This is a genomic window from Rhodococcus sp. 14-2483-1-1 (assembly GCF_002259335.1).
GTDB lineage: Bacteria > Actinomycetota > Actinomycetes > Mycobacteriales > Mycobacteriaceae > Rhodococcoides.
The window spans coordinates 101,768-117,524 of the sequence record NZ_NPFX01000011.1; the positions used below are offsets into that span (position 1 = coordinate 101,768).

Genomic DNA, 15,757 nt, shown 5'->3' on the forward strand with positions numbered 1-15,757 from the left:
ACGACGGCGTGCCGGTAACTGCTCCCTTATGTGCGCGAAGAGGCGAGTCATTGGAATCCGTTGATTCACTGACGATTCGGGAAGAAGAACTGGATCGGACGTCCATAGAAGACACCCACCCTTTTCCTCTCACCGCCGCCCAACGCGGTTTATGGTTTGCTCAACATTTGTTGAGTAATGTTCCGATCACCATCGCCAATTACCTCGATATTCGCGGTGCCGTCGATCTCGATCTGATGCGTTATGCCTGCCGCCGCACGGCGCGAGAGTTCGGAGTCGGTTCTCTGCGTTTGCTCGAAAAGGACGGAGAACCCCACCAATACATCGACGTCGAGCAAGGCGACGATTCGGAGACAGTGGATTTCCGCCAGGAATCCGATCCGGAGAATGCGGCGCGCGAGTGGATGCGTACCTCGTACGGCACCGCTGTCGATCTGACGAACGGTCGCTTGATCAAGGGCGCGATGCTCCGCATCTCCGACGACCGCACGTTCTGGTACTCCCACGTCCATCACATCGTGCTCGACGGTTACGGCGCCGTTCAGTTCATGCGACGCGTCGCGTCGATCTACACCGACGTCAGCGAGGGCCGCGAGCCCGCACCGTCCCGGGCGGGCTCGCTCGGGGAGGTCTACGCCGCCGAGGCGCAGTATCGGCAGTCCCCCCGCTTCGCCAAGGATCGTCGGTACTGGCAGAGCAAGACGACCGATCTGCCCCCGCCGCCGTCCATCACCGGCGCTCTCGCCCCGCCCGCGGCCAGGGCACACGTGCGCGGCGGGTACCTACCGGAGACGATCGAGCGGGTACTGGACAGCGCCGCGAACCGACTCGACTCCGCCTTCGCTCCGCTCGCCATCGCCGCCGTGGCGACCTTTCTGGCTCGCATGACAGGCACCGACGACGTGGTGCTGAGCCTGCCGGTTGCCGGCCGCACGACGGCCCTGCTGCGACGTTCCGGTGGCATGGTCTCCAACGTGCTGCCCGTCCGGGTACGCATCGGCCCGCAGTGCACGCTGTCGGCGTTGGTCGAAGACGTGCAGTTGGAACTGACCGGTGCGCTGCGACACCAGCGCTATCGAGCCGAGGACATCCGCCGCGATGCAGGCGCAGGCAGTGAGACTCGCGGATTCTTCGGCCCGGCGATCAACATCATGGCTTACGAGACCGAGGTGACGTTCGGCCCGCTCACCGGCGAGTTCAACGTGCTCTCCACCGGACCGGTGGAGGATCTCTCGATCAACATCTACCCGGCGTCGGACGGAACACGCTCCCGTTTGGAGTTCGAGGGCAACCCCAACATCTACGGAGCCGAACAGTTCGCGGACCTGCATCGTCGCTTCCTGACATTGTTCGAGCGCTTCCTCACGGCCGACTCCGACACACCGATTCTCGAACTCGATGTGCTCGACGCCGCCGAGCGATCGACCCTCGTCCCGCTCGTCGGGCCCGATGCAGTTGTGCCCGCGCTCTTTCCGGACCTGCTGCGCCGCGGCGTGGACGCTGCGGCCGACAACATCGCAGTCGAGTTCGGTGCCGAAAAGCTGACCTATCGCGAACTCGACGAACGGGCCAACGCGATCGCACGTGCCCTGATCGCGCGCGGAGCCGGGCCGGGCAGCGGGGTCGCCGTCGCACTACCTCGCGGGATCGCCTCCATCGTCGCGCTGTGGGCCGTCGCTGCGTCCGGTGCCACGTTCGTTCCGATCGATCCCGGCTACCCTCCCGAGCGCATCACCCACATGCTCGTCGACTCCGCGGTAACGATCGGGATCAGTGAACACGCGCTCTCACAGCAGCTTCCGCAGCAAGTGAGCTGGCTCGACCTCGATGACGAAGACTTTCGAGCGGAATGCACGGGCAGATCGGGTGCGCCGATCACCGACGCGCATCGACGCGCGACCCTCCTCGAAGACCACGCCGCGTACATGATCTACACCTCCGGCTCCACCGGCACTCCGAAAGGCGTTCTGGTCACCCACGCCGGCTTGGCGACATTCGCCTCGGACGCCAGACCAGAACTGCGTGTGAATACCTCGTCCCGACTGCTGCGCTTCTCGTCGTCCAGTTTCGACGCGTCCCTGTTCGAGATGATCCAGGCATTCAGTGCGGGAGCAACGATGATCGTCGCTCCGCCCACCGTGATCGGCGGTGCAGAACTGACTCATTTCCTTCGTGACCATCGCGTCACCCACATCATCTGCGCACCCGCGCTGCTCACCACCGTCGACGCCACCGAGCTCGACGACCTCGACGCCGTTGTCGTCGGCGGAGACGTGATGCCGCCGGACCTGGTCGATCGGTTCGGCGCGAAAGCATTGCTGTTCAACAGCTACGGACCCACCGAGACCACCATCGTCGTGACGATGACACAGCCGCAGACAGATCCGCGCGCCATCACGATCGGCCGTCCCGTCCAGGGCTCACACGCAGTCGTGCTGGATCGCCGGCTGCAGCCCGTGCCGCCGGGATCCGCGGGAGAGCTCTACCTCGGCGGCCCCGGCATCGCCCGCGGCTACCACCACAGAACCGCGCTGTCGGCCGCACGCTTCGTTGCCGACCCCTTCGGACACGGACGGCGTCTCTACCGCACCGGAGACATCGCGCGGTGGACCGGTCCGCTGGACTCCGCCGAGCTCGAGTTCGTCGGCCGCAGCGACTTCCAGGTTCAGATCCACGGCCAACGCGTCGAACTCGGCGAAATCGATACCGTCCTCTCGCAGTTCGAGGCCGTCGACTTCGCGGTGTCGGTGGTGCACCGTCGCGGCGAGGCATCGATCCTGGTGTCGTACGTCAAACCGGTAGACGCTCTCGATCACACGGCGTTGCGTGCCTTCGCTTCTCGATACCTGCCCACGCACATGGTGCCCGGGGTGTTCGTCGAACTCGACGCCATCCCCCTGACCCCGACCGGCAAAGTAGACCGATCCGCGCTCCCGCCACCCACCTTCGACTCCGACACCACGGCCTACCGCGCCCCGTCGACACCGGTCGAGAAAATTCTTGCCGACGCCATGGCCGTTGTGTTGCAGCGCGACTCGGTGGGTGTGGACGAATCGTTCTTCGCACTCGGCGGAGACAGCATCGTCGCCATCCAGCTGGTGGCTCGCGTGAAGTCGCTCGGAGTGGTGATCACCGCTCGTGACGTCTTCGAGCGTCGTACCGTCGCCGGGTTGGCCGAGGTTGCAACGGACGTAGCGCATCAGATGACGCTCGACGAGCTGCCGGGCGGCGGCGTCGGCGATATGCCGTTGACCCCCATCATGAATCAGACGGTTCGGTCGCTGACCCGGGCCGACGGCATGGACGCGTTCCACCAGACCGTGGTACTCACCGCGCCTGCAGATCTCGAACTGGACGGTCTACGCCGGACCGTTGCCGCGATACTCGACCATCACGACGCACTGCGCTCGATGCTGACCGACGACGGCCTGACGATCCGGCCGACCGGCAGTGTGGATCTCGATACTGTCGTCACCCGCGTGTCCACCACCAGCAGGCCGGGTAGTCGCGAGTTCACCTCTGTGCTGGTCGAATCCGCTCGGGTGTTCGCTGCGCGCCTGCGACCGCGTGCGGGCGTCGTGCTGCAGGTGGTCTGGGTGGCACCCGACACCGGCCACCCCGAGATCATCGACACCCACGGCATCGGACGCATCATCGTCATCGCGCATCACCTCGTGATCGATGGCGTGTCGTGGCGCATTCTGGTTCCCGACCTGGCCGCAGCGTGGCATCAGGTGCAGTCGAAGGCCGCGGTGCAGCTGCAACCGGTGGCCACCTCGATGCGCCGGTGGGCCCATGGGTTGAGTGACGTCGCTACGCAGGTACAGCCGGAATTGCCGAGCTGGACAGCGCTTCTCGACGGTCCGCACGATCTCATCGGTCGACGTCCACTCGATCCTTCGATCGACGTCGGTGCCACCCGCGATCAGGTCGCGGTAGAGCTCACCGCAGAGGTCACCGAGGCACTGATCGGGCCGCTCACACGCGCCTACCGCGGCACCGTCGACGATGTCCTTCTCACCGCCCTGGCGCTGGCCGTCTGGCCCGAACGTCCATCGTCGTTCCTCGTCTCGGTCGAAAGTCACGGTCGTGACGAGGATCTGGTACCCGGAGCCGATCTGTCTCGAACGGTCGGCTGGTTCACCTCCACCCATCCGGTACGCCTGTGCCTGAACGGTATCGATGCCGAGGGCATCCTGGCCGGTGACGTGTCGGCCTCCGATGCCGTCAAGCGCATCAAGGAGCAGATCCGCGCGATACCGGGTGCGGGCTCGGGATTCGGCTTGCTGCGGTACCTGAACGACGACACCAGCGCCGTGCTCGCCGAAAGCCCCTCTCCGCAGATCGGTTTCAACTATCTGGGGCGCATCGCCACCGACATTCCCGACGCCTTGCGCGGGCGGGGCTGGATCCCGGACGCGTCGATGGACATCGGGTCGGGGAGTGGTGATCGGCTGCCGGTCACGGTCGCACTCGACATCAATGCGGTGGTCGTCGACGGTCGGTTGCAGGCCACGTTCGCGTTCCCCCGTGGGGTGCTCGACCGCGCGGAGGTCGACAGGTTGGCCGATCGATGGACGGCAGCGCTTGCCCGCCTGGCCGAGCACGCATCCGCACCGGATGCGGGTGGACTGACCCCGAGCGATGTGTCGCTGGTGAATGTCGATCAGAATCAGATAGATCGATGGGAGGGCGCTTACGGCGAACTCGACGACATCTGGCCACTCGCCCCGCTTCAGCACGGACTGATGTTCCACTCCGAGCTCACCCGCGGGCACGTCGACGTCTACACCGCCCAGCTGGTGTTCGAGCTCGGCGGCAAGATCGACGGGGCACGACTGCAGCGCGCCGCACGCAGACTGCTCGCCCGCCACGACAGCCTGCGCACGGCCTTCGTTCGTGACAACCGGGGAACCGCGGCGGCGCTGGTCCTCACCGATCCCGAACTACCCTGGCGCACAGTCGATGCCGAGGCCACCGAAGTGCCCACCATTGCCCATGCCGAACGCACCGCGCGATTCGACCTGGACGCACCACCGTTGCTGCGGTTCGTACTGGTCAACACCGAGGACGGCGCGTCCCTCGTGGTCACCAACCACCACATCCTCTTCGACGGCTGGTCGATGCCGATCTTCGTCAAGGAACTGCTGGTACTCTATGCCGCCGACGGTCCCATTCCGATTCCGGCCAGGACGTACCGGGACTACGTGAAGTGGCTCGACGAGCGCGATCACACCGGCGCACTGGACAAGTGGGCCGATGCCTTGGCGGGGGTCGAAGAACCGTCACTGCTCGCTCCCGGCCACGGAGCGAACCATGAAATACCCGCCGAGCTGGCGGTGCCCCTCGATGACGCCTCCGTGATTGCCCTCGAAGCCGCGGCTCGGGACCTCTCGGTCACCGTCAACACCGTCGTGCAGGCAGCGTGGGCTCTGGTGCTCGCCGCCGAGCTCGGGCGCGACGACGTCGTGTTCGGGGCGACCGTCTCGGGTAGGCCCGCCGATCTGACCGGCGTCGAGGACACCCTCGGGCTGTTCATCAACACCCTCCCGGTCCGGGTTCGTGTGCACCGAGACGACACCGTCGCGGCACTGCTCACCCGAGTGCAGGCTCAGAGCGTGGAGCTGCTGGACAGTCATCACGTGGGGTTGCCCGAGGTCCGCTCGCGAGTGGGTGCAGGCGCCGGATTCGACACGCTGACGGTCTTCGAGTCCTACCCAGTGGACCATTCGGCACTCGATCGAAACACCGACATCGCCGGGCTTCGGGTGCGTGACCTACGCGTCACCGATGCCACCCACTACCCTTTGACGCTGATCACCGTCCTCGAGCCGACGGTGCGCATGACGCTGAAATACGCTGCAGGAAACATCGATCCTTCTCGTGCGGCGTCGATCGTCGAGCGCTTCCGCCGTGCCCTCAACGGACTCACCGGCGATCCATGCTGCCCGGTAGCCCAACTCGACCTGCTCTCCGAGGACGAGCATGCGCGTCGAGCAGCCTGGAATCGCACCGAGCACCCGGTGGCCGCGCTCACCCTCGTCGACCTGCTCACTGCCGCGGCCGACGAACACGCTGCCGAGACCGCAGCGGTGTTCGAGGGGAAGAGCCTGACCTACGCGAACTTCTGGGCCCGGGTGCGGTGCCTGGCTCGCTACCTACGCAGTATCGGAATCGGACCCGACGACGTAGTGGGTGTGGCGATGGCGCGCTCGCTCGACCAGCTCGTCGCGGTCCACGCTGTCGTGGCCGCCGGCGGTGCCTACCTGCCCGTCGACCCGTCGATGCCGCGTACCCGCATCGAGCACCTGATCACCACCGCGTCACCATCGCTGATTCTCGGTGCACTGGTGGATGTTCCGGTCGACGTGGTCGACCTCGACTCACTGGATCTGAGCGACTTCGGCACCGCGCCCCTCGATCCGCTGCCCGAGCTGTTGCCGGACCACGCTGCCTACGTTCTGTTCACCTCCGGATCGACAGGAAAGCCCAAGGGCGTCACGGTCTCCCACCGCGCGATCGTCAACCGGCTGCTGTGGATGCAGCACGAGTATCCGCTGATGCCCCACGACGTCGTGCTGCACAAAACTCCGGCCACGTTCGATGTCTCGGTATGGGAATTGTTCTGGCCGCTTCTCGTCGGTGCCACGACGGTCATCGCCGAACCCGAAGGCCATCGCGACCCGATGTATCTGTCGGGTCTGATACGCGAACACAGCGTCACAACAACACATTTCGTACCCTCCATGCTGGAGTTGTTTCTCACGTACGGCACCCCCGAGCAGTGCACCTCCCTGCGGCAGGTGTTCGCCAGCGGTGAGGCGTTGCCCCGGGCCATCGTCGACCGGTACCACAGGGCGATCGACGCCGAGCTGCACAATCTCTACGGACCGACCGAGGCCGCCGTCGATGTCACCTACCATCGCACCCGAGCCGGCGAACGAGGCCCTGTCACGATCGGCGCACCGGTCTGGAACACCACTGTCCACGTTCTGAATTCGTTGTTGAAACCCGTGCCTGTGGGCGTCACCGGCGAGCTCTATCTGGGCGGAGTACAGCTGGCCCGCGGTTACGCCGCGCGGCCGGACCTGACGGCCGCCCGCTTCGTCGCCGCGGACTCGGGACGCCGGCTGTACCGCACCGGCGACCTCGTGCGGTGGTCCGAGGACGGATCTCTGCAGTATCTGGGCCGCAACGACTTCCAAGTCAAGCTCCGTGGCCAGCGTCTCGAACTCGGCGAGGTCGAATCGGCCCTGCTCGCAGTCGACGGTGTGCATTCGGCCGTTGCCGTCGTGCGCTCGGACCGCCTCGTCGCGTACATCGTGGGCACCGCGGACACCGACGCCGTGACGGCGCACGCGGCACGCACCCTCCCCGAATACATGGTGCCGTCGACCATCGTCGTGCTCGACGCGATGCCGCTCGGCATCACCGGAAAGCTCGACCGCACCGCACTTCCGGACACACTGGTGTCGTCCGAGAGTGTCGTGGCACCGTCTGGAGAGTCCGAAGAGGCGGTGGCACAGATCTTTTCCGACGTGCTCGACACCGAGCGCGTGAGCGTCACCCGGTCGTGGTTCGCCCTCGGTGGCGATTCGCTCACCGCCACCCAGGTGATCGCGCGGATCAATGCGGAACTCGACTCCGACCTGGGCGTCCGAGACCTGTTCGAGGCCCCGACCGTCCGTTTGCTGGCGACCCGTCTTGGCCGTGGCGTCGGCAGCCACGGCATCGTCGTCGGACCTCGACCGGACCGGATTCCGCTGTCGCCGGCCCAGCACCGGATGTGGCTGCTCAACCGATTCGATCCGTCGTCCGGGGCTTACAACATCGCGGCCGCCTTCCGCGTCATCGGCGCCCTCGACGTCGACGCACTGCGCACCGGTCTGGTCGACGTCGTCGGACGCCACGAGATTCTGCGTACCGTCTACCCCGACGGCCCGAACGGGCCCCAACAGGTCGTCACCTCGCAGTACCCGGACGTCACCGTCGCCCGGACCACCGAGCCGCTGCTCGACGGAGCCCTGTACGCAGTTGCAGCTCGAGGATTCGACGTGACCGTTGCTCCGCCGCTGCGCGTGGCGGTACTCGAAGTGTCGCCCGAGGACCACGTACTCATCGTGGTAGCGCACCACATCGCCGCCGACGGGTGGTCGATGAACCCACTGGCTCGCGATGTCATGATCGCCTACGGATCCCGTGCCGCCGGCCACGCCCCGCAATGGACGCCGCTGCCGGTGCAGTACTCCGATTACGCACTGTGGACACTGGGCCGTCTCGGTGCCGAGGACGATCCCGATTCGGTTGCATCCCAACAGATCCGATACTGGACAGATGCTTTGGACGGTGTGCCGGAGCGACTCGCGTTGCCGACCGATCGGCTCCACCCCCCGGTCGCGTCCCATCGCGGGGGCCGACTGTCGATCGATCTGGAACCGGGCACCGTCGCGGCAATGACCTCGATGGCCCAACGCACCGGAACGACGCGGTTCATGATCGCGCACGCGGCACTGGCAGTGGCACTCGCCCGCATTTCGGGTGCCCGCGATATCACCATCGGCACTCCGGTGGCCGGCCGCGGGCAGCGCGAACTGGACGACCTCGTCGGAATGTTCGTCGGAACTCTGGTGTTGCGCTCGCAGATCGAGCCGTCCGACACGTTCACCGACGTCCTGGGCGCGGTGCGCGAGCGTGATCTCGACGCCTACGCCAACGCCGACATCCCCTTCGAGCGACTGGTCGAGATCCTCCAACCCCCACGTTCGACGGCGTATCACCCGCTCTTCCAGGTGATGCTGTCGATCGAGGATGCGTCGCCGCCGGCGGTGGAGCTGCCGAACCTGTCGATTCGCCCCCTCGATACCGCGCACGTGGCGGCCAAGTTCGACCTGCACGTCACCGTCTCGTTTTCGTCGGACGCAGCCTTCTGGTCGTCACCTGAGACCGCATCGATCGAGTTCGTTTATGCCACAGATATATTCGATGCCGATACCGTTGCCGGGATAGCCGAGCGGTATCGCACGATCCTCACGACGGCGCTCGCGGATCCCGATCTCCCGGTTGGAGACATTCCGGTTCTCTTCGCCGACGAGCCAGCGCGGCTGCAGGGCGCGCCCGCGCTGGCTCATCGCACCCTGCCGGATCTGCTGACGGGGGCCGTCATGAGTGCAGGCGGCAGCGCTCTCGCCCTCGAAGCAGGCGGAGTCCGGTGGACCTACTCCGAGCTCGACGACGCGGCGACCGTACTGGCGCGCAGGCTGATTCGACGAGGCGTCGGACCGGAGCAGTACGTGGCAGTCGCACTGCGTCGCGGACTTTCCTCGATACTCGCAACCTGGGCCGTAGCCAAGACCGGCGCCGCGTTCGTTCCGATCGACCCCACCTACCCAGCGGAGCGCCTCGCGTACATGCTCGCAGATTCCGCTGTGGTACTGGGGATCACGGACGATCGGCATCTCGGATCTCTGCCGAACGGACCCACCTGGATGTCCATCGACGATGTGGCCGACGTCGACTCGGACTGCACGCCGGTGAGCGACCTGGACCGAACCGAGATGCTCCGATCGGATCATCCCGCCTACATGATCTACACCTCGGGCACCACCGGGCAACCGAAGGGGGTCGTCGTCTCGCACCGCGGACTGGTGAATCTGGTGGCCGACCTGGTAGATCGGTTCGAGCTCGACAACTCCTCACGCACTCTGCATTTCGCATCGCCGAGTTTCGATGCCTCGGTGCTGGAACTGTTGTTGGCCGTCGGTGCCGGATCGGCGATGGTGATCGCCGACGCCGACGTCCTCGGTGGGGTCGAACTCGCTGCAACATTGCAACGCGTCACCCACGCCTTCGTGACCCCTGCAGCATTGGCCACCGTCGACCCGTCCGATGTTCCGGCGACAACCACGATCGTCGTCGGCGGCGAGGCCTGCCCACCGACTCTCGCGGACGCGTGGTCCGCGCGCCTGCGCATGTTCAACGGGTACGGTCCCACCGAAACCACCATCTTCGCCACGATCGACGGACCGCTCGAGCCAGGGGCTCCAGTGTCGATCGGGAGCCCGGTTCGGGGCGTCGAGTCGGTGATTCTCGACGACCGCCTGCATCCGGTGCCCACCGGAACCATCGGGGAGCTCTACCTCACCGGAGACGGGCTGGCACGCGGCTACCACCGCCGATTCGGTCTCACAGCAACACGTTTCGTCGCCGACCACCGCGGCCGGAGAATGTATCGCACCGGCGACCTCGTTCGCCGGCAAAAAATCCGGTACGAGTACATCGGACGACGCGACGCTCAGGTGAAGGTACGCGGATTCCGGATCGAACTCGGCGAGATCGACGCGGTACTGGCCACCTACGACGGCGTCGCACAGTCGGTGAGTGCCGTGATCGGTTCGCAGGTGGTCGGATACGTCGTCCCCGCGGTCGGTCGGGTGCTGGAACCCGAGCTGATTCGACAACACTCGCGCCGATTCCTGCCCACTCACATGGTGCCGCAGGCGATCATGATTCTGGAGGCTCTGCCGAGGACCGGCCCGGGCAAGATCGACCGGGCGGCACTACCGGCACCGACTGTCTCGGCACGGGTCTTCGTCGAGCCCGCAACTGCCACCGAACGCATCGTCGCCGACGCCTTCGCCGTGGTCCTCGATGGGCCATCCGTCGGTGCCGGGGACGACTTCTTCGCCCTCGGCGGTACGTCGCTCTCGGCTACCCGGGTGATCGCGCACATCAACGACGCCGCAGGCACCGCGCTGCCGGTCCGCACCCTGTTCGAGTCGACGACGGTACGGTCGTTGGCTGTGGCGGTCGACTCCGCCGAGCGTTCCGCGTTGCCGCGTCTGGTCGCCGGTCCGCGACCGTCGGTCGTCCCACTGTCGTTCGCGCAGATGCGAATGTGGTTGCTCAATCGGTTCGATCCGACGTCGGCCGCGTACAACATCGCCTTTGCAGTGCAATTGGACGGCACCGTCGACCATGAGGCGTTGCAACTCGCCGTCGACGATGTGCTGACCCGACACGAGTCGTTGCGAACCTACTTCCCGGTGGTCGACGGGGATCCCGCCCAGGTGATCGCCCGGAACGTGGCACTCGACCTGCGCCCTGTGGAGGTCGACGACAGCGAGGTGCTGGCCCGAGTGGCGGCAATGATCGGCCGCGGGTTCGACGTCACCGACGGTGTGCCGCTGCGCGGTGCGTTGCTGCGGACCGGGCCGAGGGCGCACGTTCTCGTTCTCGTCGTGCACCACATCAGCGCCGACGGTCTGTCGATGACTCCCTTGGCACGCGATGTCGCACTGGCCTACGGGGCGCGGTCCCACGGCACTCCACCGCAGTGGTCTCCGCTTCCTGTGCAGTATGCCGACTTCGCGGTGTGGCAGCGACAGGTATTGGGCAACGCCGAGGATCCTACTTCGGTTCTAGCCCAACAGATTCGATACTGGACGCAGACATTGGTCGACCTGCCAGCCGTGCTCGAACTTCCAACCGACCGACCCCGGCCGGCGGTGGCATCCAAACGTGGACGCGCCGTGCAATTCTCGTTCTCCGAGCAGACCACCGCGGACGTGCGCTCACTCGCCAGGTCGACCGGCTCCTCGGTCTTCATGGTGCTGCACGCGGCGTACGGTGCGCTGTTGGCCCGGCTGACCGGAAGCACCGACATCCCCGTCGGCACACCCGTGTCGGGCCGCGGATCGGGGGCACTGGACGACGTCGTCGGCATGTTCGTCAACACCCTCGTGTTGCGCCTCGACGTCGACCCGAGTCGATCGTTCACCGAACTCGTTGCGCAGACCCGCACCGTCGATCTGGCCGCGATGGAACACTCCGACGTTCCGTTCGAGCGAGTGGTCGAGGCAGTGGCACCGGCCCGCTCGACCGCGCATTCCCCGCTGTTCCAGGCCTTGATCGCACTGGAGACCGAGCGGCCGAATGACATGCAGCTGCCCGGGCTCGAGATCACGCCGTTCCCGTACGAATCGGAGGCCACTCGCTTCGATCTGGCGTTGACCGTCACCGATTCCGACCGGCTGGGCGGATCGCTGCGCTACGCAACCGATCTGTTCGACGAGCCCACTGCTGTCCGATTCGTGGACGAGTTCACCGCTCTGCTCGACGCGGCACTGGCCGATCCGTCGGCACCGATCGGAGATCTCGCCCCGTGCCAGGACGCCGTGCTCGTCGGACCGGTCGACGCCCCGGCCCGCACCCTCGGTCAACTGATCGACGATGCCGTGGCTGCCCGACCCGACGCAGTTGCCCTGCGCTGGAACGGGATCGACTACACGTACCGCCAGGCGGACGCGTACGCGAATCGGTTGGCTCGCGTTCTGCTGGGGTACGGGGTCGGTCCCGAGACCGTGGTGGCCGTCGCCCTCCCTCGATCGGCGGAATCGGTTCTGTGCACCTGGGCCGTCACGCGAACCGGTGCGGCGTACCTACCGGTCGATCCCGCCTATCCTGCTGAGCGCATCGCGCACATGATCGCCGATTCCGGTGCCGTGCTCGGGTTGACGTCGTCGACGGCCCGACGCGGCCTGCCGTCGGAGGTGCCGTGGGTGGAACTCGACGATCCCGCGACGATCGCCGAGCTCGACCTGGCACCCGAATCGGCCATCGGAGCAGCCGAACTGCTCGGCCCGGTGTCGGCCTCCACCGCCGCGTACGTCATCTACACCTCCGGGTCCACCGGCCGACCGAAGGGCGTCGTGGTGAGCCACCGGGGACTGGCGAACCTGGCCGCGTCCCGCAAGGAGCTGCATCGCGTCGAAGCGTCGTCTCGGTTCCTGCACAACACTTCTCCGAGCTTCGACATGGCCGTCGGCGAGATGATCTCGGCACTGTCCGCCGCCGCGACCCTCGTCGTCTCCCCGCCGACGATTCTCGGTGGCGCGGAGCTGGCCGCATTCATCCGCGACGAGCAGATCAGCCATGCGTTGATGACGCCCTCGGCGCTGTCGACCCTCGATCCGGAGGGACTCGGGTGCCTCGAGGTGCTGTGCGTCGGTGGTGAGGCGTGCAGCGCCGAACTGGTGGCCAAGTGGAGCCCAGGGCGGCTGATGCTCAACGGGTACGGGCCCACCGAGGCCACCGACATCTCGACGCTCGGTGAGGTTCGCCCCGACGAGCCGATCACGCTGGGCCGACCGCTGCACGGGCTACGCGCGATGGTGCTCGACGAGCGTTTGCGTCCCGTGCCGGTCGGAGTGCGCGGAGAGCTGTACGTCGCCGGGCCCGCTGTGGCGCGCGGCTACCATCGCCGATTCGGCTTGACAGCAACACGATTCGTCGCCGACCCACTCGAACCGGGAACGCGGATGTACCGTACAGGCGACCTGGTGCGGCGCACCGTCGACGGTCGGCTGCTCTACAGTGGCCGCGCCGATCAGCAGGTGAAGGTTCGCGGCTTCCGCATCGAACCGGGAGAGATCGACGCGGCGCTGACCACGCACACCGACGTCGATGTCGCGGTGACGCTCGCAGTGCCGGGCCCCGCGGGGGAGCAGACCTTGGTCTCGTACGTCACCGGCACCGCGGCACCCGAGGCCGTGCGCGAGCATGCGCGACGATTGCTGCCCGCGCACATGGTGCCGTCTGCCGTGACGGTCATCGACCAGGTTCCTCGCACCGGAACCGGGAAGCTCGATGTCGCCGCGCTCCCGGCACCGGTGTTCGGCACCACCGGCTACCGACCCGCGCGAACGGCAGCCGAGATAGCGGTGGTCGAGGCCTTCGAGTCCGTGTTGGAGACACAACGAATAGGACTGGACGACAACTTCTTCGACCTCGGGGGCAGCTCACTGTCCGCGATGCGCGTCATCGGCGAGCTTCGAGCGCGCTCCTACGACATCGGCATGCAGTCACTTCTGATGGATGCGTCGGTGACGGCACTCGCCGAGCGGATCTCGTCCGATTCGGTCGAGGCCGAGGAGCTGGCCGTACTGCTGCCGCTTCGGGAGTCCGGTGAGGGCGCTCCGATGTTCGGTATCCATCCGATCCTCGGATTGTCCTGGTGCTACTCCGGCTTGGGGAGCTATATCGACAATCCGCTGTACGGTCTGCAAACTCCGGCACCGAAGGAACTGCCGACCACGCTGGCGCAGTTGGCTTCTCGCTACATAGACGCGGTCATCCGCGTTGCACCCGATGGCCCGGTGCACCTACTCGGGTGGTCGCTGGGCGGCGTCATCGCGCACGAGATGGCGGCGCAGCTGGTCGCATCCGGCCGAACCGTGGCCTCGCTGACGCTGCTCGATGCCCACCACGGAGATCGGGGTGAGTGGGCCGACGCGATTCCGGTGGCGGACCTGATGTCGGGGCTCGGGCTCGATTTCGCGGTGCCCGACGGTCAGGTCGTCTCGCTCGACACCGCAGGCGAACTGCTCGACTCCGTCGACACCGGTGGCATCCTCGGCCGCGCCGACATCGAGCGACTCATCGGCGCGGCGAAGCACAATCACGAACTGTTGCAACGACATCGGCCGAGCGTCTATCCGGGTGATGTCCTGTACGTCGCGGCCGGACTGGACGACGGTGACGGCGTCGGACAGTGGTATCCGCATGTCGCGGGCTCCACCACGGTCGTCTCCGCACAGGCCACGCACTGGCAGATGTGCGCACCTGCCACTCTCGCTGCCATCGGTCCGCGGATCGCCCACGAACTTCGCTCCACCGAGAAGAAAGAATTGACGAATCTATGAAAGCTCCATTCCCGACGGCCACCGTCCGCCGCCTCGCGGTGATGACACTGTCCGTCGGATTGCTGTTCGGCCTGCCCGCGGTAGCAACGGCAGATCCGGTGACACCCGCAGCCGAGCAGGACCGAGGGCCGGTGGGAACCGTTCGAGGAATCGACAAGATCGACGACGTCCGTTGGGATGTGCTCGTCCACTCGCCGTCGATGAACGCCGACATCAAGATTCAGGTGATCCGGCCCGCCGACTCGTCGGTGCCGCGGCCGACGCTGTACATGCTCAACGGTGCCGGTGCAGGTGTCGACGGTGCCAACTGGTTGGCCAAGACCGACATCGTGAACTTCTTCGCGGACAAGAACGTCAACGTCGCGATGCCCGTCGGTGGGTACCTGAGCTACTACACCGACTGGGAGCGCGACGACCCGAAGCTCGGTCGCAACAAGTGGCAGACGTTTCTCACCCACGAGCTACCGCCGGTTCTCGACGAGGCGTTGGGGGCCAACGGCGTCAACTCCATCGGTGGGCTGTCGATGTCGGCGGGATCGGTGCTCGATCTCGCGATCCAGGCTCCCGGACTGTACCGAGGCGTGGCGTCGTACAGCGGATGCGCGCAGACCAGTGATCCGTTGACTCGCAGCTTCATTCGTGCGTTGGTACAGCTACGCGGTGGTGGCAACACCGACAACATGTGGGGACCCGACGGTGATCCGCGATGGGTGGAACACGACCCGCTCGCCAACGCCGAGAAACTCCGTGGACTCGATCTGTTCGTCTCCAATGCCAGCGGGCTGCCCGGGCCCTACGAGATGCCGGGCAACGTCCGGCCGGCCGGTTCGCCGCCGCTGGCCGACCAGGTGGTGCTCGGTGGTCTCATCGAGGCAGGAGCCAACGCCTGTGCGCACAATCTGGTGAACCGCCTCGGTGAACTCGGCATCCCGGTCACGACGAATTTCCCTGCGGCCGGGACTCATTCGTGGCAGTACTGGCAGGACGCACTGAGGGCATCGTGGCCGACACTGGAGCGGTCGCTGAGCTAGCGCTCACTGCACGTGAGCGAGAACCGG

2 protein-coding genes are annotated in these 15,757 nt (G+C 66.3%); both read left to right on the forward strand.

All coding sequences use genetic code 11. From position 1 onward, the window contains the following. The first annotated feature begins 8 nt into the window (after positions 1-8). On the forward strand, positions 9-14,699 hold the full coding sequence (locus tag CH294_RS09325; RefSeq protein WP_283164498.1) for a non-ribosomal peptide synthetase: 14,691 nt from the start codon (positions 9-11) through the stop codon (positions 14,697-14,699). Further along, positions 14,696-15,730: an alpha/beta hydrolase family protein gene (locus CH294_RS09330; protein ID WP_094737740.1), complete on the forward strand. Its 1,035-nt coding sequence runs from the start codon at positions 14,696-14,698 to the stop codon at positions 15,728-15,730. Before CH294_RS09325 ends, CH294_RS09330 begins: the two co-directional genes overlap by 4 nt. Positions 15,731-15,757: the final 27 nt, after the last annotated feature.

Excerpts from the sequence above, each read along its gene's own strand:
- CH294_RS09330 (WP_094737740.1), top strand. The coding sequence starts at position 14,696 with ATGAAAGCTCCATTCCCGACGGCCACCGTCCGCCGCCTCGCGGTGATG.